This is a genomic window from Verticiella alkaliphila, assembly GCF_018904615.1.
In the GTDB taxonomy this organism is placed as follows: domain Bacteria; phylum Pseudomonadota; class Gammaproteobacteria; order Burkholderiales; family Burkholderiaceae_B; genus Verticiella; species Verticiella alkaliphila.
Map to the genome: position 1 here is coordinate 1 of NZ_JADCNH010000046.1, position 24670 is coordinate 24670.

General features: G+C 68.4%; 20 protein-coding genes and 4 pseudogenes. 11 read left to right on the top strand and 13 right to left on the bottom strand.

Annotation, left to right across the window (positions count from 1 at the left end):
- The 4 genes and pseudogenes from aroE to lptG form a co-directional block, all read left to right on the top strand.
- Positions 1-345 (top strand): annotated as a pseudogene (gene aroE / locus IMZ29_RS19670) (shikimate dehydrogenase); the annotation flags it as partial.
- 4 nt (positions 346-349) lie between these two features.
- Positions 350-1144, top strand: coding sequence for a monofunctional biosynthetic peptidoglycan transglycosylase (gene mtgA / locus IMZ29_RS19675; protein ID WP_216187311.1), 795 nt, complete (start codon positions 350-352; stop codon positions 1142-1144).
- Positions 1145-1262: 118 nt separating this feature from the next.
- The gene (gene galU, locus IMZ29_RS19680) at positions 1263-2099 is read left to right on the top strand and encodes a UTP--glucose-1-phosphate uridylyltransferase GalU (protein ID WP_216187313.1); all 837 of its coding nucleotides are present in this window, start codon (positions 1263-1265) and stop codon (positions 2097-2099) included.
- Positions 2096-3370, top strand: coding sequence for an LPS export ABC transporter permease LptG (gene lptG, locus IMZ29_RS19685; RefSeq protein WP_216187315.1), 1275 nt, complete (start codon positions 2096-2098; stop codon positions 3368-3370). Before galU ends, lptG begins: the two co-directional genes overlap by 4 nt.
- Here the strand turns inward: lptG and thiD are convergent.
- The gene (gene thiD / locus IMZ29_RS19690; protein WP_216187317.1) at positions 3355-4197 is read right to left on the bottom strand and encodes a bifunctional hydroxymethylpyrimidine kinase/phosphomethylpyrimidine kinase; all 843 of its coding nucleotides are present in this window, start codon (positions 4195-4197) and stop codon (positions 3355-3357) included. The genes lptG and thiD overlap by 16 nt on opposite strands.
- A 138-nt stretch (positions 4198-4335) precedes the next feature.
- Between thiD and IMZ29_RS19695 the strand changes: the two genes are divergently transcribed.
- Genes IMZ29_RS19695 through IMZ29_RS19705 form a run of 3 tightly spaced genes read left to right on the top strand, consistent with a single transcriptional unit; the run spans position 4336 to position 7237 of the window.
- Positions 4336-5019: a protein-L-isoaspartate O-methyltransferase family protein gene (locus tag IMZ29_RS19695; protein WP_216187319.1), complete on the top strand. Its 684-nt coding sequence runs from the start codon at positions 4336-4338 to the stop codon at positions 5017-5019.
- A gap of 54 nt (positions 5020-5073) precedes the next feature.
- The gene (locus IMZ29_RS19700; RefSeq protein WP_216187369.1) at positions 5074-6444 is read left to right on the top strand and encodes a TolC family outer membrane protein; all 1371 of its coding nucleotides are present in this window, start codon (positions 5074-5076) and stop codon (positions 6442-6444) included.
- 40 nt (positions 6445-6484) lie between these two features.
- A complete protein-coding gene (locus IMZ29_RS19705; RefSeq protein ID WP_216187321.1) occupies positions 6485-7237 on the top strand; it encodes a 3-deoxy-D-manno-octulosonic acid kinase in 753 nt (250 codons plus the stop codon).
- 82 nt (positions 7238-7319) lie between these two features.
- Here the strand turns inward: IMZ29_RS19705 and IMZ29_RS19710 are convergent, their stop codons facing one another.
- The 4 genes from IMZ29_RS19710 to IMZ29_RS19725 are packed head-to-tail and all read right to left on the bottom strand — an operon-like array spanning position 7320 to position 10318.
- Entirely contained in the window at positions 7320-7892 is a 573-nt protein-coding gene (locus IMZ29_RS19710; protein WP_216187323.1) for a DUF4286 family protein, read from the bottom strand.
- A 10-nt stretch (positions 7893-7902) separates the two neighbouring features.
- Positions 7903-8430 carry a carboxymuconolactone decarboxylase family protein gene (locus IMZ29_RS19715; RefSeq protein WP_216187324.1) on the bottom strand — a complete coding sequence of 176 codons (528 nt, stop codon included), beginning with the start codon at positions 8428-8430 and terminating at the stop codon, positions 7903-7905.
- Positions 8431-8446: 16 nt separating this feature from the next.
- Positions 8447-9409: a Bug family tripartite tricarboxylate transporter substrate binding protein gene (locus tag IMZ29_RS19720; protein WP_371820367.1), complete on the bottom strand. Its 963-nt coding sequence runs from the start codon at positions 9407-9409 to the stop codon at positions 8447-8449.
- A gap of 33 nt (positions 9410-9442) precedes the next feature.
- Entirely contained in the window at positions 9443-10318 is an 876-nt protein-coding gene (locus IMZ29_RS19725) for an amidohydrolase family protein (RefSeq protein WP_216187328.1), read from the bottom strand.
- Positions 10319-10433: 115 nt separating this feature from the next.
- On the opposite strand from IMZ29_RS19725, the gene IMZ29_RS19730 reads away from it, so the two are divergent.
- Positions 10434-11315 carry a LysR family transcriptional regulator gene (locus tag IMZ29_RS19730; RefSeq protein WP_253207293.1) on the top strand — a complete coding sequence of 294 codons (882 nt, stop codon included), beginning with the start codon at positions 10434-10436 and terminating at the stop codon, positions 11313-11315.
- Between the two features lie 48 nt (positions 11316-11363).
- On the opposite strand, the gene IMZ29_RS19735 is transcribed toward IMZ29_RS19730, so the two are convergent.
- The 4 genes and pseudogenes from IMZ29_RS19735 to IMZ29_RS19750 form a co-directional block, all read right to left on the bottom strand.
- The gene (locus IMZ29_RS19735; RefSeq protein ID WP_216187332.1) at positions 11364-12659 is read right to left on the bottom strand and encodes a 3-deoxy-D-manno-octulosonic acid transferase; all 1296 of its coding nucleotides are present in this window, start codon (positions 12657-12659) and stop codon (positions 11364-11366) included.
- A complete protein-coding gene (waaC, locus tag IMZ29_RS19740) occupies positions 12656-13729 on the bottom strand; it encodes a lipopolysaccharide heptosyltransferase I (protein WP_216187334.1) in 1074 nt (357 codons plus the stop codon). The genes IMZ29_RS19735 and waaC overlap by 4 nt, the downstream gene beginning before the upstream one ends.
- A 34-nt stretch (positions 13730-13763) precedes the next feature.
- Positions 13764-15295 (bottom strand): annotated as a pseudogene (gene pgi / locus IMZ29_RS19745) (glucose-6-phosphate isomerase).
- Positions 15289-15864 (bottom strand): annotated as a pseudogene (locus IMZ29_RS19750) (phosphohexomutase domain-containing protein); the annotation flags it as partial. The pseudogenes pgi and IMZ29_RS19750, both read right to left, overlap by 7 nt.
- On the opposite strand from IMZ29_RS19750, the gene mltB reads away from it, so the two are divergent.
- Genes mltB through IMZ29_RS19765 form a run of 3 tightly spaced genes read left to right on the top strand, consistent with a single transcriptional unit; the run spans position 15805 to position 18101 of the window.
- Positions 15805-16890 (top strand): lytic murein transglycosylase B, encoded by a 1086-nt coding sequence (mltB, locus tag IMZ29_RS19755; protein ID WP_253207299.1) that lies wholly within the window; start codon positions 15805-15807, stop codon positions 16888-16890. The pseudogene IMZ29_RS19750 and the gene mltB overlap by 60 nt on opposite strands.
- 35 nt (positions 16891-16925) lie before the next feature.
- Positions 16926-17414, top strand: a complete 489-nt coding sequence (locus IMZ29_RS19760) for a TetR/AcrR family transcriptional regulator (protein ID WP_216187338.1) — start codon at positions 16926-16928, stop codon at positions 17412-17414.
- A 57-nt stretch (positions 17415-17471) separates the two neighbouring features.
- Positions 17472-18101: an SCO family protein gene (locus IMZ29_RS19765; RefSeq protein ID WP_216187340.1), complete on the top strand. Its 630-nt coding sequence runs from the start codon at positions 17472-17474 to the stop codon at positions 18099-18101.
- Between the two features lie 65 nt (positions 18102-18166).
- On the opposite strand, the gene IMZ29_RS19770 is transcribed toward IMZ29_RS19765, so the two are convergent.
- The 4 genes and pseudogenes from IMZ29_RS19770 to parE all read right to left on the bottom strand — a co-directional run bounded on the left by IMZ29_RS19770 (position 18167) and on the right by parE (position 24619).
- Positions 18167-18949 (bottom strand): hypothetical protein, encoded by a 783-nt coding sequence (locus tag IMZ29_RS19770; protein WP_216187342.1) that lies wholly within the window; start codon positions 18947-18949, stop codon positions 18167-18169.
- A 13-nt stretch (positions 18950-18962) separates the two neighbouring features.
- Positions 18963-21275: a DNA topoisomerase IV subunit A gene (gene parC, locus IMZ29_RS19775; protein WP_216187344.1), complete on the bottom strand. Its 2313-nt coding sequence runs from the start codon at positions 21273-21275 to the stop codon at positions 18963-18965.
- Positions 21276-21312: 37 nt separating this feature from the next.
- Positions 21313-22647 (bottom strand): annotated as a pseudogene (locus tag IMZ29_RS19780) (MFS transporter); the annotation flags it as partial.
- Positions 22648-22657: 10 nt separating this feature from the next.
- Positions 22658-24619: a DNA topoisomerase IV subunit B gene (gene parE, locus IMZ29_RS19785; RefSeq protein ID WP_216187348.1), complete on the bottom strand. Its 1962-nt coding sequence runs from the start codon at positions 24617-24619 to the stop codon at positions 22658-22660.
- Positions 24620-24670 lie beyond the last annotated feature (51 nt).

Below are 24670 nucleotides of genomic sequence, written 5' to 3' on the forward strand. Positions count from 1 at the left end.
CTGGGCCAGCGCGGCACGCCGCTCACCGCGAGCGACCTGGCCGGCGCCGCGCGCCCGGGCGGGTGGACCGTCGTCATCAACGCCACCGCCTCCGGCCTTCAGGACACCGCGCCCGACCTGCCCGAGGGCATCTATGCGCCGGGCGCGTGGGCCTACGACATGGTGTACGGCAGCCGGCCCACGCCCTTCATGCAGGCCGCCCAGGCGGCAGGCGCGGCCACCGCGGATGGCCTGGGCATGCTCGTGGAGCAGGCCGCCGAGAGCTTCTTCCTGTGGCACGGCGTGCGGCCGGACACAGCCCCGGTGATCGCGCATCTGCGCGCGCAGCTGGCCGCAGGGGGCTGAGCCCATGGCCAGCCGGCGTCCTGCCCGCAAATCGACGCCGCTCCAGGCGCGCCTTGCGGCCACCTCCTGGCCGCGACTCATCCTCGGCGCAATGATGGCCGTGGCGGCGTTCGTGCTGCTCACGCAGTTCTATTTCTTCTGCAAGGTGGTCTGGTACAACTACAACCCGCCGCGCTCCACGCCGGTCATGCGCGCCGCCATGGCGGATCTGCAGCGCGAGAATCCCCAGGCCGAGCTGCGCTACGACTGGGTCGATTACGCCAGCATCAACACGTCGCTCAAGCGCGCCGTCGTGGCGGCCGAGGACGCCAACTTCATGAACCACACCGGGGTGGAGTGGGACGCCGTGCGCGCGGCCTGGGAACACAACCAGGATTTGCGCGAGCGGCGCGCTGCGGCGGCCGAAGCCGGCGAGCGTGCCCCGCGCGGGGTCATGCGCGGCGGCTCGACGATCAGCCAGCAGCTCGCGAAGAACCTTTTCCTGTCGAACTCGCGCTCTTACCTGCGCAAGGGCCAGGAGCTCGTCATCACCTGGATGATCGAGCACGTCATGAGCAAGCAGCGCATCCTCGAGCTGTATCTGAACGTCGCCGAGTGGGGCAATGGCGTCTTCGGCGCCCAGGCGGCGGCACGACACCACTTCCGCACCGATGCTGCCTCGCTCGGCCCGCGCCAGGCCGCCCAGCTCGCGGCGATGCTGCCCAACCCGCGCTTCTATGATGACCGAGGCGCCACCCGGTATCTGAATGCCCGCACCACCACCCTCACGAGCCGCATGCGCCAAGTCAACATTCCGTAATACAGGTATGTGCCTTGCTAAGGCGCGTTCTGCGACAATGCACGTCGCGTAGCATCGACGGGGTCTTCCCGTGCGCCGTGACATTCACGAACGATCACCCAACTATTCCAGACACGCCATGAAACCCGTACGCAAAGCTGTATTCCCCGTCGCCGGTCTGGGGACGCGTTTCCTTCCTGCGACCAAGGCCAGCCCGAAGGAAATGCTGCCGGTGGTCGACAAGCCGCTGATCCAGTATGCCGTCGAAGAGGCAGTGGCCGCCGGTGTGACCGACCTCATCTTCATCACGGGGCGCAACAAGCGCGCGATCGAAGATCACTTCGACGCCGCCCCGGAACTCGAGAACGAGCTGCTCGCCAAGAACAAGCACGAACTGCTCAATGCCGTGCGCAACATCATTCCGGCGCACGTGAACTGCATCTTCGTTCGCCAGCCGGCCGCGCTCGGCCTGGGCCACGCGGTGCTGTGCGCCGCGCCGGTGGTGGGTGACGAGCCCTTCGCCGTGCTGCTGGCCGATGACCTGATCGACGCCGACGTCGCCGTCACGCGCCAGCTGATCCAGGCCGCGCATGCCCAGGGCGGCAGCGTGGTGGGCGTGCAGGAAGTGCCGCGCAACGAGACCGACAAGTACGGCATCGTGGCGAGCGAGCCCGTGGGTGAGCGTACGGAGCAGGTCTCGAGCATCGTCGAGAAGCCCAAGCCCGAGAACGCGCCGTCCAACCTCGCCGTGGTGGGCCGCTACGTGCTCGAACCGCAGATCTTCGATTGCCTGCGTCGCACGCAACAAGGCGTGGGCGGCGAGATCCAGCTCACCGACGGCATCGCTGCGCTGCTCAGCGAGCGCAAGGTGTTCGCCCACCGCTACGAAGGCACCCGCTACGATTGCGGCAACAAGACGGGTCTGTTCGCTGCCACCGTCGCCATCGGCCGCAAGTACCACGGGCTCACAGTGTGAAAACCGCGCGTCGCTACATCGCGCGGGAGATCTATCGCTCCTGCGTGGTGGTGGTGCTCGCGCTGGTCGGGCTGTTCACCTTCTTCTCCCTGGTGGACAAGCTCGACCGCGTGGGTGGCGACTTTCGCCTGATCCACCTGCTTTGGCTCGAACTGCTGGACATGCCGACGCGGCTGTATGACCTGCTGCCCATCGGCCTTCTGATCGGTTCCATTCTCGCGCTCGCGGGCCTCGCCCAGCGGCACGAGCTCGTCATCCTGCGCGTCTCCGGGGTGAGCGCTGCGGGACTGCTGCGCATGCTCTGGCGCATCGCGCTACCGCTGGTGCTGGGCGCCGTGCTCCTGGCCGAATTCGTCGTGCCGGCCACCGAGATCCGCCTGAGCGAGGCCAATCTGAGCCTGCTCGGACGCACCGGCAGCGGCGGGCGCCTCGAAAGCGGGTACTGGTTCAAGGAGCGCACCGAGGGCGGCGAGCGTGTCATCAACGTCGCCACCCTGCTGCCCAGCGGCAACGTGCGCGGCGTGACCGTCTACGAATTCACGGATCGGCAGCACATGCGGGCGCTCATTCGCGCCGAGCAAGGCCGCTTCGAGGAAGGTCAGTTCGTGCTGAGCCAGACAGCGTCCACCGAGATCGTGGCGGGAGCGACCCAGGCGCTTGCCGATGGCAAGCCCACGAGCGACAGCCCGATCCAGGTGTCCGAGGCGCCCAGCATCACACTCAGCACTGGCCTCACGCAGGAACTGCTGCTGGCGCGCGTGCTCACGCCCGAGCGCATGTCGATGGTGAATCTCTGGCGCTACATCGATTATCTGGATGAGAACCAGCTCGTCACGGACCGCCAGGTCGTGGCCATGTGGCGCAAGGCGATCTATCCCTTCACGCTCTTCATCATGATCGCCATCGCGGCGCCCATCAGCGTCATGCACACGCGGCGCGGCGGCGTGGGCGGCAAGGTGTTCCTCGGCATCCTCGCCGGCGTCACCTTCTTCATGATGAACCAGCTCGCCTTGAACGCCGGCATGCTCTATGGCTGGGCGCCCTGGGTCACGGCCCTCGTGCCCAATCTGCTCGTGCTGGGCGCCGCGCTCTCGGCATTGCTGCTGCTCGACAACCGCAATCGCCTCGCGCTGCTGTGGCGCCGCTGGTGGCCCTGGGCGGCGCGCCCGAACCGGTCAACGGCTAGGCGCACCACGGCAATCAACGAGCCCCTCATTGAGGGGCTCGTTTCACGTCAGCGTGTCTGGACTGCCCCTCACCACCACCGATAGAAGTGATGCAGCGGGCCCTGGCCCTTGCCGATGGCCAGGCGGTCGGCCTGGGCGAGCGCTTCGGTCAGATAGCGTTTGGCGTCGCGCGCCGCCTCCGGCACGCTGCCGCGTTGCGGCAGGAGCGCGGCCAGGGCGGATGACAGGGTGCAGCCCGTGCCGTGCGTGTTGCGCGTATTGAGCTTGGGCACGGCGAGCTCGATCATGCGGTCGCCGTCGTGCAGCAAGTCGAGCGCCACGTCGCCCGGCAGATGCCCCCCCTTGAGCAGCACCCAGCGGTGGCCATGCGTGCCCATCGCCTCGCGCAGGCGCTCGGCCACGCGACGCATCTCCGACACCGTCTCCACCCCACGCTGGCCCAGCAGCACACCGGCCTCGGGCAGATTGGGCGTGATCATCGACGCCATCGGCAGGATGGCCTCGCGCATCGCCCCCACGGCGGAATCCTCGAGCAGCGCGTGCCCGCTCTTGGCCACCATGACAGGGTCGAGCACCAGGTGCTCGGGCTTGTGCCGCGCCAGCGATTCCGCCACGGCGCCGATCACTGGTGCCTGGCCCAGCATGCCGAGCTTGACGGCATCGATGCGCATGTCGGCAAAGAGCGTGTCGATCTGCAGCTTCACGAACTCGGGCGGCACGGGATGGATGCCCGTCACGCCCTGCGTGCTCTGCGCCGTCAGCGCGGCAATGACCCCGCAGGCGTAGGCACCGAGGGCGCTCATGGTCTTGACGTCGGCAAGGACACCGGCACCGCCAGAGGGGTCCACGCCGGCGATGCTGAGCGTGTGGCAGGCGGCACGCCCGGCGGGCGCGGAAGGCTCGATTTTCATGCGGCTGCGATGCACTGGGGAACAAACCTCACACTATACGATGCCCAACCCGGTAAAATGCCGGGTTGTCTGAGGGTCCGCTCGATGTGCGCGCCTTTGCGCTCGGGCCCTGCCCTGCCGTTTTTTGCCGGAATGCCGATGAACGCCGCTACCCTCCCCGATATCGAAACCGCCCGCTTTAACATGGTCGAACAGCAGATCCGGCCTGCCGGCGTGCTCGATCTGGCCGTGCTCGAATCCCTCTTCGCGGTGCGGCGCGAGCAGTTCGTGACCCCTGCCATGCGCGCGCTCGCGTTCTCGGACGTCGAAATCCCGCTGCGCCTCGATGGCACGGACACGGGCGAAACCATGCTCACGCCCAAGCTCGAGGCTCGCCTGGTCGAAGCCCTGTCGCTCGCCCATACCGAAAGCGTGCTCGAGATCGGCACCGGTTCTGGCTATCAGGCTGCCCTGCTGGCCTACCATGCCTATCAGGTCACCTCGGTGGAGATCAATCCCCGCCTGGCCGCTTTTGCCGCCCAGAATCTGCAGCGCAACGGCGTGACCAACGTCCACGTCGAAACGGGTGATGGCCACAATGGCTGGGGCTCCAATGAATACGACGCCATCCTCGTCACGGGCTCCGTGCCGGAAAGCGTGCCGGACGGCTTGAAGTACCAGTTGCGCGTCAATGGCCGCCTGGTCATCGTCGTGGGCACGGAGCCCGTCATGACCGTCAAGCGCATCACGCGCACCAGCGCCGCCACCTTCGAAACCACCGATCTCTTCGAGACCGTGATCCGCCCGCTGCATGGCGTGACCGCCTCGAAGTTCCGCTTCTAGGCCGCCCATGCGCGCTCGCCCGGCAGGATCCTCCCCGATACGGCCGCGCGGCCGCTGGCTGTCTGCGGCCCTCGTGGGCGCAGCGCTGATCCTGCGGCCGGGGCCCATGCCCTGACACTCTGGCAGGCCTATCAGGCCGCCCTCGGTTCCGATCCGGTCTTCGCGAGCGCTCGCGCCGGCTACACCGCGGGGCTGGAGCGCCTGCCCCAGGCCCGCGCCAATCTGCTGCCCTGGGTCACGGCCGGTGGCAGCGCCACCTATACCGATACGCGCACGCGGTTCACCAACGAACTGCCGCGACGCAACACCCACAACGACGCCTACAACTACCAGCTCTCGCTGTCGCAGCCGCTGTTCGACTGGACGAGCTGGCAGACGTACGAGGCGGCCAAGCTCGGCGTCACGCTCACCGAGCTCCAGCTGCAGGTGGCCTACCAGGACCTGCTGCTGCGCCTGTCGCAGGCCTACTTCGACATCCTCGCCGCGCAGGATGCGCTCACCGCGCTGGAAGCCGAGCAGAGCGCCATCGCCGAGCAGCTCGAAGCCGCCAAGCGCAATTTCGAGATCGGCACGGCCACCATCACGGACACCTACGAAGCCCAGGCGCGCTACGACCTCATCCAGGCGCAGCTGCTGCAGGCCGAGAACACGCTGCGCGTGCGCCGCGACAGCCTGGAGAAGATCATCGGCCAGCCGGCCGGCACCCTGGCCGAACTGCCCCCCGGGACCCCGGCCCCCCCGCCGCAGCCGGCGCGGGTCGAAGCCTGGATCGAGCAGGCCGAAGCCCAGAATCTCGGCGTCGTCCAGGCGCAGGTGGCCACGGCAGTGGCGGGCAAGCAGATCGAGATCGCCCGTGCCGGCCACCTGCCGGAAGTCTCCCTCGTCGGCAGCTATGGCTATGCGGATGGCCGCTACCTCCCGCAAGGCACGGTCGCGGCAGGTGGCGTGAGCGACGGACGCCAGCGCAGCCGCAGCGGCAGCATCGGCGTGCAGGTGGCCATCCCGATCTACACCGGCGGGCTCGTCTCCTCCCGCGTGAACGAGACCGTCGCCCGCGAGCAGCAGGCCCGCTACGATTACGAGAACGCCCGCCGCGAAGCCGTGCGCGGCACCCGCGAGGCCTTCCTCGGCGTGAACACGGGCCTCGCGCAGATCCGGGCGCTCGAAGCCGCGGAAGAGTCCAGCCGACGGGCCCTGCAGGCCAACCGCACGGGTTACGAAGTGGGCGTGCGCATCAATCTGGACGTGCTCAATGCCCAGCAGCAGCTCTTTGCCACGCAACGCGATCTGGCCAGCGCCCGCTACAACACGCTGATGGCTGGCCTGCGCCTGAAGGCTGCAGCCGGCCAGCTCACCGAATCCGATCTCGACAGCCTGAATCGCCTGCTGCGTCCCGTGCCGCTCTCCGGGGCAGCCCGTCCATGAGTCGCCACGCGTCTCCTTCCCCGCTCGGGCAGCCCCGCTGATGGCGTTCCAGGCAGACGATCGCCTCACCCGGCTGCCCGCCTCGGCCGACAGCCCGCCCGCCGGCTTGCTCTGGGACGCCGGCCGCCTCGGTGCCCACGGCCGTCTGGACTGGCTGCGCCCCGAGGCCTACGGCGAACGCGCACATCCCGTGGGCGCCGAGGGCGGCCGCGGTTCGGCGTGGTTCGTGACGGGGGACGCCGGCGACGCCGTGCTGCGACGGTATCGCCGCGGCGGGCTCTTTGGCCGGCTCGTGCATGATCGCTACGTCTGGCAAGGCGTGGAAAGCACGCGCTGCGTGCGTGAGTACCGCCTGCTGCGCGCCCTGCATGCCCAGCAGTTGCCCGTGCCTGCACCGCTGGCCGCCGGCTGGTGGCGCCAAGGCGTCACTTACCGCCAGGCCCTGCTCACGGCGCGCATCCCGAATGCCGAATCGCTCGCCGGGCGGCTCGCCCGGAACATGCATGTGGCCCCCTGGGATGCCGCGGGGGCCATGATTGCGCGCTTTCACCTCGTCGGTGTCGATCATGCCGATCTGAATGCCCACAACATCCTCGTCGACGCCGACGAGCGACTCTGGCTCATCGATTTCGATCGCGGCTCGCAGGGCGCGCACAATGCCAAGGTCGGCGAAAGCAACCTGCAGCGGCTGCGCCGTTCACTGAACAAGATCGGCGGCCCCGCGGGCGAGGCCGGCTGGCAGCGCCTCTATGCCGCCTGGCAGCAGGCGTTGGCGCGCGGCACGGCGGCCTGATCACCCCAGACGCGGCCGCTCGTTCGCGTCGCTGTCGAGCTTTGACGGACCGCGTGTCGCAGTCTTCGCATCACCTTGCGTGTTACGCCACGACCCGAAACATCGTGCGCCGGGTGTGACGAAAGTGCGGTCGTACCTGATCGCTCCAGGCGGTCGCGCGCACGGCGAGCCACGGCGGGCTCCCGAACGTCTCGCGTGTGTGAAGGTCGTAGCATGCGTGATGGCGCGGCGAGCCTGTCTCATCGATGAACCGCTGGGCGCGCACCGTACCGGGCACCGCGGCGAGCCCCGGCAGGTGTTCGGTCTCGTACCAGGCATCGAGCTCGGACTCCACCGCTTGTGCGACATCGGTCTCCACGATGTAGTGCCAGGCGGCCGGCTGCCCGGCGCTCGCTCCCGGCAGATCCGTCGTGCCACGCAGAAGCGCCACCTCGGCGTCACGGCGCATGGTGCGCGCCGCGTCCGTCCAGTCCGCGAGCGTGGCCGCCGGCATCGATCCCTGCAGCGATATGCGCAGGTACGTGATCGGCGCATCTGCCCCGTGCAGCACGCGTGCCGGGCCAGCGCTACCTGCGAGCGTCGCAGCCCAGTCGCGCGCGAGCACGGGATCCAGCAGTACCCCAGGAAAGCGAATCAACCCTTGCCATGCGATCATGCCGACGTCCTCAATGCGACAGGCGCAGCGCCACGAGAAGGCGCGACACCATGTTGTAGGCGGCCACGGTGGCCACGATCTCCAGCTGCGTGCCGTGGCCATAGCGGGCCGCCAGCGGGGCATAGACCGCGTCAGGCACTTCGATCCCGCGGGTCATCGCATCGGTCAGCGCCAGGATCTCGGCCTGCGGGGGCTCGAGGCCAGTCAGCGGGCCATCTCCGGCGGCCCGCACGGCGTCGATCAAGCCGGCCGGCAGACCCGCTGCCAGGGCATGCGGCACGTGCGCTTCGAATTCGTAGGGCGCGCCGTTGAGCATCGCCACGCGCAGGATGACGAGTTCGCGCAGGTCGGCGGGCACGGCCGTCTTCTGCCGGATCGCGGTGAGCAACGCCTCCCAGCCCTCGGCGACGACGGGGCTGTGCAGCAGCACCTGATATAGCGGTGAGACCCGCCCGCGGGTGGCCACGATTCGGGCCTCGGCAGCGGCGAGTTCAGGACGGCTGCCGGGAGGGATGGGGGCGAGGCGCGATGGCGTCATGACGGCTTCCTTGCGTTCAAGGCTGGATGTTCTTGCGGGTGATGAGGTCCGTCCATTTGCGCCGGTCGGCCTCGATGAGCGCGGCGAGTTCCTCGGGTGAGGACGGGGCCACTTCCGCACCGAAGGCCTCCAGTCGGGACTTCACGGCTGGATCCGCCAACGATTCACGCACGGCCTTGTTGAGCGCAGCCACGGTCTCTGCCGAGGTACCTGCAGGCGCAAGCAGGGCATACCAGTTGTTGGACTCGACCCCCGCGATGCCTTGCTCAGCGAGCGTGCGCACGCCAGGCAAAGCCGCTTGTTGCTGCGCACTCGCCAGGCCGAGCGGCTTGAGCGTTCCCGCCTGGATCTGCCCGATCACGCCGGGAAGATCGCCGAAGAAGCCCGCGGCGTGACCGCCGATCACGTCAGCCACGACTTGCGAGGCGCCCTTGTAGGGAACGTGCATCAGTGGGGCCTGCGTACTGTCCCGGAACATCTCCAACGCGAGGTGCGGGATGCTGCCGACGCCGGAGGAGCCGATGGCAGGCGGTTGGCCGGCCGCCTGGGCGCGCGCCACGAAATCCGTCGCATCCGTCGCCGGGTTGCTCGCCCCCACCACGAAGACGGTGGCGTTGTTGACGACCCGGCTCACCGGCGCGAAGTCATTCGCAGGGTCATAGGGCAGATTGGTGTACAGCGCAGGGCTGATGGCCACGGCACCGACGCTCGTCAGAAAAAGCGTGTTGCCATCCGCGGGCGCCTTGGCAACGTAGCTCGCCGCAATATTGCCGTTGGCCCCCGGGCGGTTCTCAACGATGACCGTGCGTCCGAGCACCTTGCCGAGCGGCTCGGACAGGCTGCGGGCCACGGTGTCGACGGGACCACCGGGCGTGAAGGCCACCACCAGGCGGACCGGTTCGGCGGCGAGCGAAGCGCCGGACAAGGAAGCACTGGCAACAGCCAGGAGCAAAGGCAGGGCAAGGCGTGGCATGGTCATGTCTCCAGAAATTGTTGTGGATTCGGGCTCAGCTCAGTCGTACAGCACCTTGGGGTTGTCGACGAGAACCCGTCGGCGTATCCCCGCATCCGGGCAGGCCTGCGCGAAGAGATCGACAAGTTGCCCGTCGTCAGGCATGTCGCCCTGGATGTTCGGATGCGGCCAGTCCGTACCCCAGAGGGTGCGATCCGGCATGGCCTGCAGGACAGCCTGCACGAATGGCAGCCCCGCGTGATAGGGCCACACACCTGCGGCCACCCGATCGATCGCCGATACCTTCACCCAGGCGTTGGGCAGGTCGGCCAGAGCAAGCAGTGCGCGCATGGCAGGCTGGTCCACGCCGCCCGCCGACTGCACGCGGGCCACGTGATCGACGACGAACGGCAACGGCAGGCGGCGCAGCTCTGGCAACCATTCGAGCAAACCCTCGCCATCGATATGCAGGCACAAATGCCAGCCAAACGGCGCGATACGCGCAGCGGTCGCGTGCAGCTGGGCAACGCTCGGCGGCTCGCCCAGATGACGGACGAAGTTCAATCGCGCGGCACGCACGCCGCCCGCATGCAAGCGGCGCACGAGGGCATCATCGGCGTCGTCCGGCAGCAAGGCCACACCGCGATAGCGACCCTCGCTTGCCACAATCGCATCGAGCAAGGCGGCATGATCGAAGCCATGGCAGGCCGCCTGCACTAGCACCGCGTGCTCGAACCCCAGGTGCCGGTGCAGCGCGATCAGACGCTCGGCGGGTGCATCCGGCGGCGTATACCGGCGTTGCGCGTCGTACGGAAAGCGATCATGGGGACCAAATACGTGGCAATGACAGTCCCAGCTGCCCTGTGGCGGGCGTTGGGCGGGCAAGGAGGGTGTCGGGTGCGGGGGACGGCAGTCCGCGATGGGTGTGGCTGTCATGTCCCCATCATGGCTGTCGTGATGGCGGCCAGCAACGCTATAGCTTGGATTTCTGATATAGCATCCCGCTATATCTTCACTAGGACGGAACACTTGCCCCGTGGAATTGCGCCAGATGCTCTACTTCGTCCGTGTCGCCGAACAGCGCAGTTTCTCTCGCGCGGCAGAGCTCCTCGGCGTCTCTCAACCTTCACTCTCGCGCCAGGTCCAGCTGCTGGAAGCCGAGGTGGGCACGCACTTGCTGGTGCGCAACGGCCGAGGCGTGGAGCCGACCGAGGCCGGGCAGCGTCTGCTGGGCCACGGCAAGGCATTGCTCGACATGGCGGATCGGGCGCTGGCCGACGTGCGCGACCGCGGCGGAGATACCGTGGGCAAGGTTGTGATCGGGTTGCCAGCGCGCGTGGCACAGGCCATCACCCCCTCGCTCATCGGGCGCTTTCGCGAACGGTTTCCACGTGCCGCGATCAGCGTGGCCGAAGGCCTGAGCGCCCAGCTGCGCGAATCATTGCTCGCCGAGCGTCTGGAACTCGCCGTGTTGTACGACCCTGCGCCCTCACCGCAGCTCACCTTCGAGTCGTTGTATCGCGAGCCGCTCGTCCTGGCGGGCTCGCCCGCGCTGGCGCCCCGCCTGCCGCGCAGCGTGCCCGTGGCAAAGCTCGCGCAGTATCCGCTCGTGGTGCCGAGCCCTCCCAACGCGATCCGCAGTCTGCTCGAACGCACCTGTCGAGGCCAGGGTGTGGGGTTGAACGTGGTGGCCGAAGTCGATGCGGTCGGCACGATCCGAGAACTTGCCGCGCGCGGTCAAGCCTATGCCGTGCTGCCCCGCTCCGCCGTCGCCGGTGCTGCGCCGCAAATGCTGCGCATGGCGCGTATCGTCGAGCCCGAGATTCTCAATGACTTGGTGTTGGCGATACCCGCCAAACGCCCAGGCACCCGTCTCGCCCAGGCAACCGCCGAGCTGCTGCGCGAGATGGACATCGGGGCGGTGCTGGCGTGAGCGCCTCTTGCTCGACGTCGCTCGACGAACTGGGCCCAGCCAGCGCTCTCAACGCGCGTCCGGGTGACGCAAGTAGGGCTGCAGCGCAGCGAGCGCCACTTGGGTGGCACCACGGTGCGCGGCCACGAAGGTGCGTGCGGCATCCCGCAGCGCGAGGCGCTCGGCGGGATTGTCCAGCCAGGCCAAAGCAAGCTGCACGGCCGCGGCGGCATCCTCGACCTGGCGCGCTGCGCCGGCAGCCAGCGCATCCTCCACGGCCTGCGCGAAATTCCGGGTCGACGGCCCCACGATGACGGGGAGCCCGGCCGCACTGGCCTCGACCAGGTTCTGTCCACCGAAATCCGCAAAGCTGCCACCGATGATGGCCACATCGGACGCGGCGTAATAGGCGGCCATTTCGCCGACGCTGTCGCCCAGCAGCCACCGCGTATCGGGTGCCACCGCAGCCGGCTCGGCCATGCGGCTGCGCCGGGCGAAAGCCAGGCCAGCATGGGCAAGCTGCGCGGCAACGTCATCGAAACGTTCCGGATGCCGGGGCACCAGCAGAAAGAGCGGGTTGCCGGGCAGATCCAGCGTGTCTTGGACGGCGGCGAGAAAGCGCGCCTCCTCGCCATCGCGGGTGCTGGCGAACATCAGCACCGGGCGCCCCCAGGCCGCCCGCCAGCGGCGGCCGCGCTCCTGCAGGGCGTCAGCCGGGCTGACGTCGAACTTGAGATTGCCCATGACGCTGACCCGCGACGCACCGAGGGCAGCGATGCGGCGCGCATCGGCCTGGGTCTGGGCCAGCACCTGATCGAGGCCCGCGAAGGCCGGGCGCATCAGAGGACGCAGACGCGCCATGCCGCGCGCCGAGCGCGCCGACAGGCGGGCACTCACCAGCACCAGCGGCACCTCTGCGGCACGCGCGGCAGCCACCAGGTTGGGCCAGATCTCGCGCTCGATGAGCACGCCCGCACAAGGTCGAAAATGCGTGAGAAAGCCGGCCATGGCGCGCGGAAAATCGTACGGCAGCCAAGCCAGTTCGAGGCGCCCTTGGGCGATGGCCGGTGCGAAGAGGCGCGCGCACTCCTCGCGCGCCGTGGCCGTGGCGTGGGTGATGAGCAGCGGCGTGCCCGCGGCGAGCAGGCCATCGATGAGCGGCTTGGCCGCGCGCGTCTCGCCCAGGCTCACGGCATGGATCCACAGGCGCCCAGGGACCGGCGCCGAGAGCCCAGGATACCGGCCGAAGCGGCCTGGCCCGAGGATGTCCCACGCCCCGCCCTCGCGGCGTGCCCGGCGGCGCAGGCCGAGCCAGAAGAGCGGCGCGGCCAGGGCCAGCAGCCCCGTATAGAGCGTGCGAATCATGACGCGGCCCGGACCTCGGACGCGTCCGGTACGGTCTTGCCGGGCGCTGCAGACACCGCGCACGGCGTGTCAGCCGCCAGCGCCGTGTCAACGGCGGCCTGCACCTCGGCGAGCGTCGGCGGACGTCCGCGATCGCCCAGGCTCGCGCAGAATCCCGCGCCGGTCAGTGGTGTGCGCACCACCGGCGTGGCGCAGTAGATGCCCACGGTCGGCAGCCCCAGCGCCGCCGAGAGGTGGGTGATGCCACTGTCCAGGCCCACCGTGAGGCGCGCAGCGCCCAGCACGCGCGCCGTCTGCGCAAGCGGCATGCGAGGCAGTACGCAGGCGCCGTCGACGCCATGCGCGATGGCCTCGGCTCGCGCGCGCTCTTCGTCGTTGCCCGCGAACAGCATCGGACGCACGCCTGCGCCGGCCAGCTGACGCAGAACGGCCTGCCAGTCGGCCTCTGGCCAGAGCTTGGTGTCCCGGCTCGCCGACGGCATGATCGCGGCAAATCGAGCACGTGTCAGGGAGGGATCCCAGACCGTGCCGTCCGCGAGCGTCACGGGCGCGGGAGCGCCCGCGAGGCTTTGCAGCGCGAAATCGGGCGGCCCCTCGGGCACGTAGCCCAGCGCGAGCCCGGCCAACGTGCGATAGCGCGTCACGGCCGCCTGCAAGGGCGCGACGCGATGGCGGTGACCATAGAAAATGCTGGCCAAAGGCTCACGCGCCGAATGCCAATCGAGACCGTGCCGGGGCCCGCGGGCGCGTATGGCGACCAGGGCCGCGGACTTGATCAGGCCCTGCAGATCGATGACGGCGTCGTAGCGGCGCGCCTGCAACTGCCGCAGGTACTCCGCGCGCTCGGCGCGCACCGGCGCAGAAAACCACGCCTTGCGCCAGCGCCGCAGCGCCACGGGAATGATCTGATCGACGGCGGGATGCCAGCTGGGGATCTCGGCAAAGGGCTGCTCGGCGACCCAATCCACCCGCACGCCGGGCAGGTGGGCCGCCATGTCCGACACCGCGGGTAGCGTGTGGATGAGATCGCCCATGGAGGTGGTGCGCACCACCAGGATGCGCTGCGTCATCGCGGCACTCCTCGTGCCGCGCCAGCCCCAGCGATCATGATGCGGGCTTGGCCGCCAGGCGTTGCAGCCAGTAGGCCGTGGAGGCGTCGTGCTCGCCAGCTTCGGACTTGTCGCCCGCAAGCTCGCGCGCCATGCCCGACGCCATCACCTTGCCGTACTCCACGCCCCACTGATCGAAGGCATTGATGCCCCAGATCACGCTCTGCACGAACACCTTGTGCTCGTACATCGCGAGCAGCGCGCCCAGCGCATGCGGCGTCAGACGCGGCAGCACGATGAGATTGGACGGGCGCCGCCCGAGGTGGCCTTGTGCACGGCGAGCGAATCGCCGTCGCCCGCGCTGGCTTCTTCGACCGTCTTGGCACGCAGCAGCGCGGCGCGCTGGGCCAGACAGTTGGCGAGCAGCTGACGATGGTGTTCGGGCCAATGGTGATCGGCATGGCGGCAGACCAGGAAATCCACCGGGGCGCCATCGCTGCCCTGGTGCAGCCACTGGAAGAACGTGTGCTGCGCATCGGTGCCGGGCATGCCCCACACCGCCGGGCCCGTGGGCATGTCGACGGGATTGCCGTTGCGATCCACGGATTTGCCGAGCGACTCCATCTCCAGCTGCTGCAGATAGGACACCAGGTAGAAGAGCCGCGTGTCGTAGGGCACCACGGCCTGCGAGGCATAGCCCAGCACGCTGCGGTTGACCACGCCCGCCAGCGCGAGCTGCACGGGCGCGTTGTTCTGCCAATCCGCCTGGCGGAAATGTGCGTCCATTTCCGCAGCACCGGAGTGCATGCCGGCGACGACTTCCGAACCCACCGACAGCGCCACGGGCAGGTTGATGGACGACCACAGCGAATACCGGCCGCCCACCCAGTCCCAGAAGCGGAACACGTGGGCCTCGGGCACGCCCCAGGCGATGGCCTTCTGCGGATTGGCCGTGACGGCGACGATGTGCTGATACGGATCGTCCAGCTCGCCGGAGCGCAGCCAGGCGAGCGCGCGCTCGGCGTTGTAGAGTGTCTCGGTGGTGGTGAAGGACTTGGACGACACCACGACCAGCGTGTCGTGCGGATCCAGCCCGGCCAGGCCGCCCTCGATGGCGTGGCCATCGACGTTGGCGACGAAACGGATCTCGCGCCAGCGGCCGGTGTAGCCGAAGGCGCTCACGGCCAGGCGCGGACCCCAGTCGCTGCCACCGATACCGATGTGCACGATGTTGCGCCAGCGGCGCTCGGTATCGGCGCGCTGCACGAAGGCACGCACGCGCTCACGCTCGAGCGCCACGGCGGGCGGGGGCGCCGGATCCCGCAGCACGGTGTGCCAGGCGGCACGCGCTTCGGTGTTGTTGACCTTGTCGCCGGCGAACAACGCCTTGCGGGCTTCGTCGAAGCCGCGCTTGTCCAGCAGCACCTTGGCCGCCGCGTCCAGTTCCGGCGACATGCGCTGCGCGCTCACGTCCACTTTCAAGCCGGCGGCATCCAGGACACGGACCTGGCTGGCCCGGCTATCGGCGGCACGCGCCGCCTTGGCGAACGCCAACCACTCGGGGGTTTGCGAGTATCCGGTCAAAATGGCAGCTCCGCGTCAGGGGCGACCCGCAGGATCTGGGTCCGGAACTCGTCCTGGATGCGGGCGAGCGCAGCGTCGTCATCGGCTTCGAAGCGCAGCACGACGACGGGCGTGGTGTTGGATGGACGGGCCAGACCGAAGCCGTCTGCGTATTCCACGCGCACGCCATCGATGGTGATGACTTCGCGCGCGGTGGCAAACTGGGCTTCGCGCTGCAGCGCAGCCACGAGCGCGAACTGGCCACCCTCTTCCGTATCGAGCTTGAGCTCGGGGGTGGATACGGCCTGCGGCAAAGCCTCGAGCACCGCCGACGGATCGTCGTGGCGCGACAGGATCTCCAGCAGGCGCGCGCCGCTGTAGAGACCGTCGTCGAAGCCGAACCAGCGCTCCTTAAAGAAGGTGTGGCCACTCATCTCGCCAGCCAGCGGAGCACCCGTCTCCTTCAGCTTGGCCTTGATGAGCGAATGGCCCGTGCGCCACATCAGCGGCACGCCGCCGGCGGCCTTGACCTCTTGCGCCACGAAGCGGCTGCACTTGACGTCATAGATGATCTGCGCGCCCGGGTTGCTGCTGCGCCCCGTCCTCCCGCAGCGCCTACGGCCCCGGCCGCCCTGCCGGCCGCCGAAGCCAGCTTTGCCCGGGCGCTCGCCGAAGAGCGCGGCCTTCCGCTGGCCGCCGTGCAGTCTGCCCTGGCCAATGCCCGCTACAACGCCACCGTCTCCCGCCTCATGGCGCCGGCAGCCACCACGGGCGTGCGCCAGCGCAGCTGGCCCGGCTATCGGGCGCGCTTCGTCGAGCCGATCCGGATCCGCGGCGGTCTGCGCTTCTGGCAGGAGAACGCGGCCACGCTGGCGCGCGCCGAACAGACGTATGGCGTACCCGCCGCTGTCATCGTTGCCATCATCGGAGTGGAGACGGTGTATGGCCGCAACATGGGCAACTTCCGCATCCTGGACGCGCTGTACACGCTGGCCTTCTCGTTCCCGGCCACCCCCGAGCGCGACCGCAGCGATTACTTCCGCGGCGAGCTCGCGGAGTACCTGGCCGCCACCATCAGCCAGGGCGTGGCACCCGAATCCCTGCGCGGCTCCTATGCCGGCGCCATGGGCATGCCGCAGTTCATGCCGACCAGCCTGCGCAACTACGCCGTGACGGCCAATGGCCGCGGCGGCCTGCCGGATCTCATCGGCAACACCGATGACGCGATCTTCTCCGTGGCGAACTACCTCGCCGGCCATGGCTGGCAGCGCGGTCAGCCCGTGTTCGCGCCGGTGCGTCTGCCGGGCAATGCGGCCACCCTCGTCGAAGGGGGCCTGGCACCGACCCTGTCCTGGCAACAGCTCACCAATGCGGGCGCCCAGCTGAGCCGGCCGCCCACGGCCGGCGTGGTCTCGGGCGGCCTGGGCGACGATGGCACGTTGCGCTGGTCCGAGCACAAGCTGGGCGTGGTCAATCTGCCCAACGATCCGGCCGGCACGGTGGAGCACCGCGTGGGCACGCCCAACTTCTTCGTCATCACGCAATACAACCGCAGCTACTTCTACGCAGCCTCGGTGGCCGACCTGGCCACGGAGCTCGAAAAGGCCTACCGCCCGTAAGGGTGATACAATGCCGTTTCAAATGAGACGAGCGTATGACTCCCGAACGTGAAGCCTCGCTTCGAACCCTGGTCGATGCCCTGGTGCGCAATCCCCGAGCCTCCATGGAGGATCTGGCGGCTGCGCTCGGTGTAAGCCGTGCGACGCTGCACCGCCTCGTGTCCTCGCGCGATGATCTCATTCGTGAGCTCTCCGAGCATGCCGTCGGTGCCTGCACCAAGACGTTTGCCAAGCTGGATCTGGACACGGGCCCTGCCGACAAGGTGATCATGCGCCTCGTCCAGGCCCTCACGCCCAACACCAGCTTCTATCTCTTCCTGCGTGACGCCACCGACCTGAACCATGCGCTCGAGTGCGAGTGGGAACGCGACCGCAGCAAGCTCACCGCCGTGTTCCAGCGGGGCCAGGAAGACGGCCTCTTTCGCGTGGACATCTCCGCGCGGTGGATGGTCGATGCCTTGGGCGGCCTGCTGCACGCCGCCGCCGAAGCCGCCCACGAAGGGCGCTCGCGCCAGCGGACATGAACGACGCCGTCTGTAAAGTCCTGCTCGACGGCCTTCGCCGTCGGGCGAGCTGAGCGCATGGCCGCGCGGCTGCCCGGTCTGCGTCGCTTCGTATCCGGTGCGGTGCTGGCGGCCGCGGCCGCGCTGACGCTGGCCGCCTGTGAGGATCCCGCGCACCAACCGGTGGTGGCTGTGAAGAATCGCCTGCCCGACCTGAACTTCGAGCTCTCGCGCGCCGGCGGCGAGACCGTGACGCAGGATCTCGTGCGCGGCACCATCCCGCTGGTGTTCTTCGGCTATGCCAACTGCCCCGACGTTTGCCCGACCACGATGGCCCGACTGGCCCAGGTGCTCCAGGCGCTGGGCGACGATGCGCGCGACGTGCGCATCCTCTTCATCAGCGTGGATCCACACCGGGACACGCCCGAACTTTTAGAGCGCTACGTGAAGGCGTTCGACCAGGAGAGCGCGCTCGGATTGACCGGGACACCGCGGCAGATTGCCGATCTGGCCCGTCGCTATCGCGTGTCGTTCGAGATCCTCAAGCCCGCAGACCCCAGCAATCCGAACTACGACGTCAATCACAGCAAGGGCGTGTTCGTGTTCGATCGCAGTGGAGCGGTGCGCTATCTCGTCACCAATATCGATGCGCCGGGCAGTACCGAAGCCCTGACGGGCACGCTGCGCACGCTGGTCGCCGAGTCCTGAGCGCGGCAAGCACGCCCGCTCACGCCGACAGGCGCCCTGGACGTCGGCTCATGGCCATCTGACCTTCAGTCGCTTCCGCCCCCACCGCCGTCACCACCGCCATCGCTGCTGCTGTCGCTGCCGGTGCTGTCCCAGCCGGTACCCTCAGCATCGCCGCCCTGCTCACGAGAACGCAAGGCGCCGCGGCTGCCGCCTGCCGGCGTCTCCTGCGTGCGTTCGCGCGTGGCCGTGCCGTCGCCACTACCTTCGCCCCCGACAGCGCTCGATGCGTCCGCGCGCGCCTGCGGGCGCGGACGCGGACTCGCCGTGATTCCCCGCTGGCGCGCATCGCGGTATCGACGCGAGAGCCCCTCGAGCCGCCCGACGAAGAGCCCGGCAAAGAGGCCGGCCACCGCCGCATAGCCGCTGAGGAAGACCGGGTCGGTCTGCAGGCCGGTATCCCAGGCCAGCACGCGCACCGCCAGGAACTCGAAGAGGAAGAAACCCAGCGCCAGCGGCAACCAGCTCCGATCGCCCGAGTGCAGGAGCAAGCCGTGCGGGCCGTCCGGCTCGATGCGCATGCCCTGCACCAGACCGCGGCCCAGCCAGGCGCCCACGACCAGGCCGGCGAGCCAGGCGAGCATCATCGAACCCGTGGCCGTGCCGGCGCTGGCGAGCCGCCAGGCATGCCAGGCAAACACCAGCAGGGGAAAGAGGGCCAGCTGCAGCAACGTGATGCGCCCCGGCCGGCGCACGCGCCAGCCCCGAACGGCCAGCACGCACGCCATCACGACCACCCAGAAGGGCGGCCCATCCAGGAAGATGCGCACCGGTCCCCAATGGGGCGGTACGCCGGTCAGGACGTCCATGCGTGGCCTCGGCTCAGAGCACCGGCGAGAGCAGCGGCTGCTTGGGCCGCGCATCCAGCAGGCGGCCCTTGCGGGCGCGCTTGCCCACATAGGTGGCCAGCACGTCACCCGCCAGGATGTCCTCGACCTCGCGGTTGCGATAGATGCCCGTCACGCGCAGGCCACCCGCGCCGATGGGCACGATCTGCGCGACGAGCTCGCGTGGATCCAGGCCCATCAGCTGCGTGCCGCCGCCACCGCCGGCCAGCGACTTCACTTCGTCCAGGCCGATGACCAGCAGCCGGCCCTTGGCCGAGAGCAGGGCCAGATGCGTGGCGCCAGCAAACAGGGGCACCGGCCGCACGAGCGCGTCGTCTTCCTTCAACGTGACGAACTGCTTGCCGCCCCGACGCGTCGTCATGTCACCCAGCCGCGAGGCAAAGCCCAGGCCATTGCGCGTGGCGATCAGCCAGCGCGCATCCGTGGGGCCCGCCATCATGTGCTCGATGCGCGAGCCAGATTCGAGATCGATGAGCGTGGTCACCGGCACGCCGTCGCCCCTGGCCGAAGGCAGATTCGCCACCGGCACCGAGTACACCCGGCCGTTGTCCGCCACGGCCACGAGCGTATCGACCGTACGACATTCGAACGCCCCGTAGAGCGCGTCGCCTGCCTTGAACGTGAAGAGCGAGCGATCATGCTCGTGGCCCTGACGGGCCCGCAGCCAGCCCTTTTGCGAGACGATCACGGTGACCGGCTCGTCCACCACCTTAACCTGCAGCACGGCGCGCTCGGCCTCTTCCATGAGGGTGCGGCGATCGTCGCCGTACAGCTTGGCATCGGCCTCGATCTCTTTCGTGATGAGCCGGCGCATGCTGCCCGGGTTGGCAAGCAGGTCTTCGAGCGTGGCCTGCTCGGCGCCGAGCTTCTTCAGTTCCTGTTCGATCTTGATCGATTCCAGGCGCGCCAACTGACGCAGGCGCATCTCCAGGATGTCTTCGGCCTGGCGCTCGGTGAGCTTGAAGGCCGCCATCAGCGCGGGCCTCGGCTCATCGGATTCACGGATCGTGCGGATGACTTCGTCCACGTTCAGGTAGACGATCATCCGCCCTTCGAGCACGTGGATGCGGTCCAGCACCTTGGACAGGCGATGCTCGGAGCGGCGCGTGACGGTCTTGAAGCGGTAGTCGATCCACTCGCTCAGGATGTCGCGCAGGGCCTTCTGACGCGGGCGTCCGTCCATGCCCACCATCACGAGGTTGATAGGGACATTCGTCTCGAGCGAAGTGTGGGCAAGGAGCACGGTGACGAGCTCGTCGCGATCCACCTTGGAGGTCTTGGGCTCGAACACGAGCCGCACGGCGGCGTCCTTGCCGGATTCGTCGCGCACGGCGTCGAGCAGGCTGAGCAGGCGCGCCTTGTTCTGCTGCTGATCGGGCGTGAGGCTCTTCTTGCCGGTCTTCACGCGCGGATTCGTGAGCTCCTCGATCTCCTCGAGCACCTTCTGGCCCGAGGTGCCCGGGGGCAACTCGGTGACGACGAGCTGCCACTGTCCACGCGCCATGTCCTCGAACACCCAGCGCGCACGGGCCTTGATGCTGCCACGGCCGGTGCGATAGATCTGGGCGATGTCGGCCGCCGGCGTGATGATCTGCCCCCCACCCGGGAAATCCGGTCCGGGCAGGATCTCGTGCAGCTCGTCATCGGCGATGGCCGGCTTCTTGAGCAAGGCCACGGCGGCGCGTGCCACTTCGCGCAGGTTGTGCGACGGAATCTCGGTGGCCATGCCCACGGCAATACCCGAAGCGCCGTTGAGCAGCACCATCGGCAGGCGCGCCGGCAACTGACGCGGCTCCTGCTGCGAGCCGTCGTAGTTCGGCATGAAATCCACCGTGCCCTCGTCGAGCTCGTCGAGCAGCAGACGGGCGATGGGCGTGAGGCGCGCTTCGGTATAACGCATGGCCGCCGCGTTGTCGCCATCGCGCGAGCCGAAGTTGCCCTGGCCGTCGATGAGCGGATAGCGCAGCGAGAACGACTGCGCCATGCGCACGAGGGCATCGTACGCGGCCTGATCGCCGTGGGGGTGGTATTTGCCCAGCACGTCACCCACGACGCGGGCAGACTTGACGGGCTTGGCGCCGGCGGCCAGGCCCATGGCCTGCATAGCGTAGAGAATGCGCCGCTGCACGGGCTTCTGGCCATCGGCCAGATCCGGCAGTGCGCGGCCCTTGACGACGGACACCGCGTAATCGAGATAGGCCCGCTCGGCGAACTGCGCCAGCGCGATGGCGTCATCGCCCTCGCCGCCGGTCGGCTCGAAGAGGCCGGGCTGTTGGGTATCGGTCATGTCAACCGTCTTCCTATGGGTTCTTGCGCATCCGGCACCAGGCCAGGAAGCGCGTCCAGAATTCAGGCACGCTGGCGCAGAGCAGCACGGCCATGGCCAGATTGGCCACGGCGGTCAGGCCGTACAGGCCCGGCAGGCTCACGCCGGCGCCAAGGATCACCATGGCGGCCAGTGCGGAAGCCACCATGAACAAGGCGTTGAGAATGTTGTTGGCCGCAATGATGCGCGCGCGGTGCGACGGCTTGCAGCGGCTCTGGATGAAGGCGTAGAGCGGCACGCTGAAAAGGCCCGCCGACATCGACAGCAGCCAGAGATCAGCGAGGATGCGCCAGTGTCCGGGATCCCGCAGGAACTCGGCCAGCCCGCGCAAGTGACCGGGATTCGTGGCGTGCCGACTCGCGAAGTACAAATCCGCAAGGAACACCGTCATGCCCAGCGCCCCCGCAGGCACCAGCCCCAGCTCCATGCGCCCGCGCGAGAAGCGCTCACACAGCAAGGCGCCCAGCCCGACGCCCACCGAGAACATGGTGAGCAGCAGCGTGAGCACGGAGGGGCCGGCAAAGAGCACGTCGCGCGCGAAGTTGAAGAAGGACGCCAGCAACGTCGCGCCCACGAACCACAGCCACGAAATGCCGATCATGGCCATGAGCACGCGACGGTCCACGGCGGCCAGCCGCAGATTGCGCCAGGTCTCGCTGACCGGATTCCAGTTGATGCGCAGATCGGGCTCTGGCGCGGGTGACGCGGGAATGCGCCACGCACACGCGAGCCCGGCGAACGCCAGCACAAGGCAGACGAGGCCAATGACCCAGGCAGAATCGGCCGCCACGCGCGCAAGCTCGCCGCCTGCGATCGTGCCGATCAGGATCGACACGAAGGTAGCCATCTGCACGAGCGCATTGCCGCCGATCAGCTCGCCCTCGTTCAGATGCTGCGGCAGGTACGCATATTTGGCTGGGCCAAAGAGCGTGGAGTGCAGCCCCATGAGGAAGGTCACGCCATACAGCACCCAGGCGTCATGCCACCAGAAGCCCGCAAGGCCGAGCACCATGATGCCCACTTCCAGCATCTTCACCAGCCGCATCAGCGCGGCACGATCCAGCTTGTCGGCGATCTGCCCGCTGGTGGCCGAAAAAAGCAGGAACGGCAGGATGAAGATGGCCGAGATGATGAAGGCCGCGCTGGCCGGATCCACGCCCGAGAACTTGCTCGCCTGATAGGTGACGAGCGAGGTGAACGCAATCTTGAAGAGATTGTCGTTCAGCGCGCCCAGCGCCTGCGTGGCGAAGAACGGCGCAAAGCGCCGCTCGCCAAGCAGGGCGAACTGCCGGCGCGGCACGGGCGTGGGCGGCGTGGGTAGCGGATGGCGCATCGTGGCGGGCTCAGATGTCCACGTCGGCCAGGTCGCCCTTCTCCTCGAGCCAGGCGCGTCGCTGCGCGGCTTCGCCCTTGCCCATCAGCATCTCGAAGACCTTGGTCGTGCCATCGGCTCCCGCCTCGCCCAGGTGCACGGGCAAGAGGCGCCGGGTATCCGGATTCATCGTGGTCTCCCAGAGCTGCTCGGGGCTCATTTCGCCCAAGCCCTTGAAGCGGCTGATGCTCCAGGTGCCATCGCGCACGCCGTCCTTGCGCAGGCGATCTTCCGTGGCCTCGAGCTCGCCCTCGTCCAGGCAGTAGAGCTTGCGCGCCGGGCGCTTGCCCTGCGCGGGCACATCCACCCGGAACAGCGGCGGGCGCGCCACGAAGACGTTGCCGGCTTCGATGAGCTTCGGAAAGTGCCGGTAGAAGAGTGTGAGCAGCAGCACCTGGATGTGCGAGCCGTCCACGTCCGCGTCAGACAGGATGCAGATGCGGCCATAGCGCAGGCCGGACAGATCCGGCGTGTCGGCAGGGCCATGCGGATCCACGCCGATCGCGACAGAAATGTCATGGATCTCGTTGTTGGCAAAGAGCCGGTCGCGATCCACTTCCCAGGCGTTGAGCACCTTGCCGCGCAGCGGCAGCACGGCCTGGAATTCCTTGTCGCGGCCCATCTTGGCCGAGCCGCCCGCTGAGTCGCCCTCGACCAGGAAGACTTCCGTGCGCGAGACATCGTCCGTCTCGCAATCCGTGAGCTTGCCGGGCAGCACGGCCACGCCAGAGCTCTTGCGCTTTTCGACCTTCTGAGCCGTGCGCACCCGGGCCTGCGCCTGGCGGATGACGAGCTCGGCGAGCTTCTTGCCGTGGTCCACGTGCGAATTCAGCCACAGATCCATGGCGGTCTTCACGAAGCCGCTCACCAGGCGCACGGCGTCGCGGCTGTTCAGGCGCTCCTTGATCTGGCCCTGGAACTGCGGATCCAGCACCTTGGCCGAGAGCACGAAGCTCGCACGCGCGAAGACGTCTTCAGGCAGCAACTTGATGCCCTTGGGCATCAGATTGTGCAGCTCGATGAAGGTCTTCATCGCATTGAATAGGCCATCGCGCAGGCCGGCCTCGTGCGTGCCGCCTGCGGGCGTCGGGATGAGGTTCACATAGGATTCGCGCACCACGGTGCCGTCGGTCGCCCAGGACACCACCCACTGCGCGCCCTCACCTTCGGAGAAGCTGTCGTGATCCTTGCCCGCGTACTGCTCGCCGTCGACCAGCGGCACGAGAAGCTCGGTGCCCACCAGCGCTTCCGACAGATAGCCGCGCAGGCCATCGGCGTACAGCCATTCCTGGGGCGCGTTGCCAGCCTTCTCGTTGCGGAAGGTGACTTTCACACCGGGCAGCAGCACCGCCTTGCTGCGCAACAGGCGAACAAGCTCCGGCACCGGCAGCACCGCGCTGTCGAAATACTTGGGGTCGGGCCAGCAGCGCACGCGCGTGCCGGACTTGCGGCGCGGCGCGTTCGCGACTGGCGCGAGCGGCTGCACCATCTCGCCGCCGGCAAATGCCAGCGTGTGCACGCCGCCGTCGCGCCAGACGGTGACTTCCAGGCGAGAGGACAAGGCATTGGTGACCGAGACGCCCACCCCGTGCAGACCGCCCGAGAAGGCGTAGGCGCCGCCCGACTGCTTGTCGAACTTGCCGCCGGCGTGCAGACGGGTGAAGACGAGCTCGACGACCGGCGCGCCCTCTTCGGGATGCAGGCCCACGGGGATGCCGCGGCCGTCGTCGTCCACGGTGATGCTGCCGTCGCCGTGCAGCGTCACCTGGATGTGCTTGCCGTAGCCGGCCAGGGCCTCGTCAGCGGCGTTGTCGATCACCTCCTGCACGATGTGCAGCGGGTTCTCGGTGCGGGTGTACATGCCGGGGCGCTGACGCACCGGCTCCAGGCCCTTCAGGACGCGGATCGATTCTTCGGTATAGCGAGTGGCCAAGGTATCCCCTGCGCGCAAACGGCAAAGGCGCCATTGTACGCATGCTGGATG

Coding starts and splice junctions, on each gene's coding strand:
- mtgA (WP_216187311.1), top strand. CDS start 350: ATGGCCAGCCGGCGTCCTGCCCGCAAATCGACGCCGCTCCAGGCGCGC.
- galU (WP_216187313.1), top strand. CDS start 1,263: ATGAAACCCGTACGCAAAGCTGTATTCCCCGTCGCCGGTCTGGGGACG.
- thiD (WP_216187317.1), bottom strand. CDS start 4,197: ATGAAAATCGAGCCTTCCGCGCCCGCCGGGCGTGCCGCCTGCCACACG.
- IMZ29_RS19695 (WP_216187319.1), top strand. CDS start 4,336: ATGAACGCCGCTACCCTCCCCGATATCGAAACCGCCCGCTTTAACATG.
- IMZ29_RS19705 (WP_216187321.1), top strand. CDS start 6,485: ATGGCGTTCCAGGCAGACGATCGCCTCACCCGGCTGCCCGCCTCGGCC.
- IMZ29_RS19710 (WP_216187323.1), bottom strand. CDS start 7,892: ATGATCGCATGGCAAGGGTTGATTCGCTTTCCTGGGGTACTGCTGGAT.
- IMZ29_RS19715 (WP_216187324.1), bottom strand. CDS start 8,430: ATGACGCCATCGCGCCTCGCCCCCATCCCTCCCGGCAGCCGTCCTGAA.
- IMZ29_RS19720 (WP_371820367.1), bottom strand. CDS start 9,409: ATGACCATGCCACGCCTTGCCCTGCCTTTGCTCCTGGCTGTTGCCAGT.
- IMZ29_RS19725 (WP_216187328.1), bottom strand. CDS start 10,318: ATGACAGCCACACCCATCGCGGACTGCCGTCCCCCGCACCCGACACCC.
- IMZ29_RS19730 (WP_253207293.1), top strand. CDS start 10,434: ATGCTCTACTTCGTCCGTGTCGCCGAACAGCGCAGTTTCTCTCGCGCG.
- IMZ29_RS19735 (WP_216187332.1), bottom strand. CDS start 12,659: ATGATTCGCACGCTCTATACGGGGCTGCTGGCCCTGGCCGCGCCGCTC.
- waaC (WP_216187334.1), bottom strand. CDS start 13,729: ATGACGCAGCGCATCCTGGTGGTGCGCACCACCTCCATGGGCGATCTC.
- IMZ29_RS19760 (WP_216187338.1), top strand. CDS start 16,926: ATGACTCCCGAACGTGAAGCCTCGCTTCGAACCCTGGTCGATGCCCTG.
- IMZ29_RS19765 (WP_216187340.1), top strand. CDS start 17,472: ATGGCCGCGCGGCTGCCCGGTCTGCGTCGCTTCGTATCCGGTGCGGTG.
- IMZ29_RS19770 (WP_216187342.1), bottom strand. CDS start 18,949: ATGGACGTCCTGACCGGCGTACCGCCCCATTGGGGACCGGTGCGCATC.
- parC (WP_216187344.1), bottom strand. CDS start 21,275: ATGACCGATACCCAACAGCCCGGCCTCTTCGAGCCGACCGGCGGCGAG.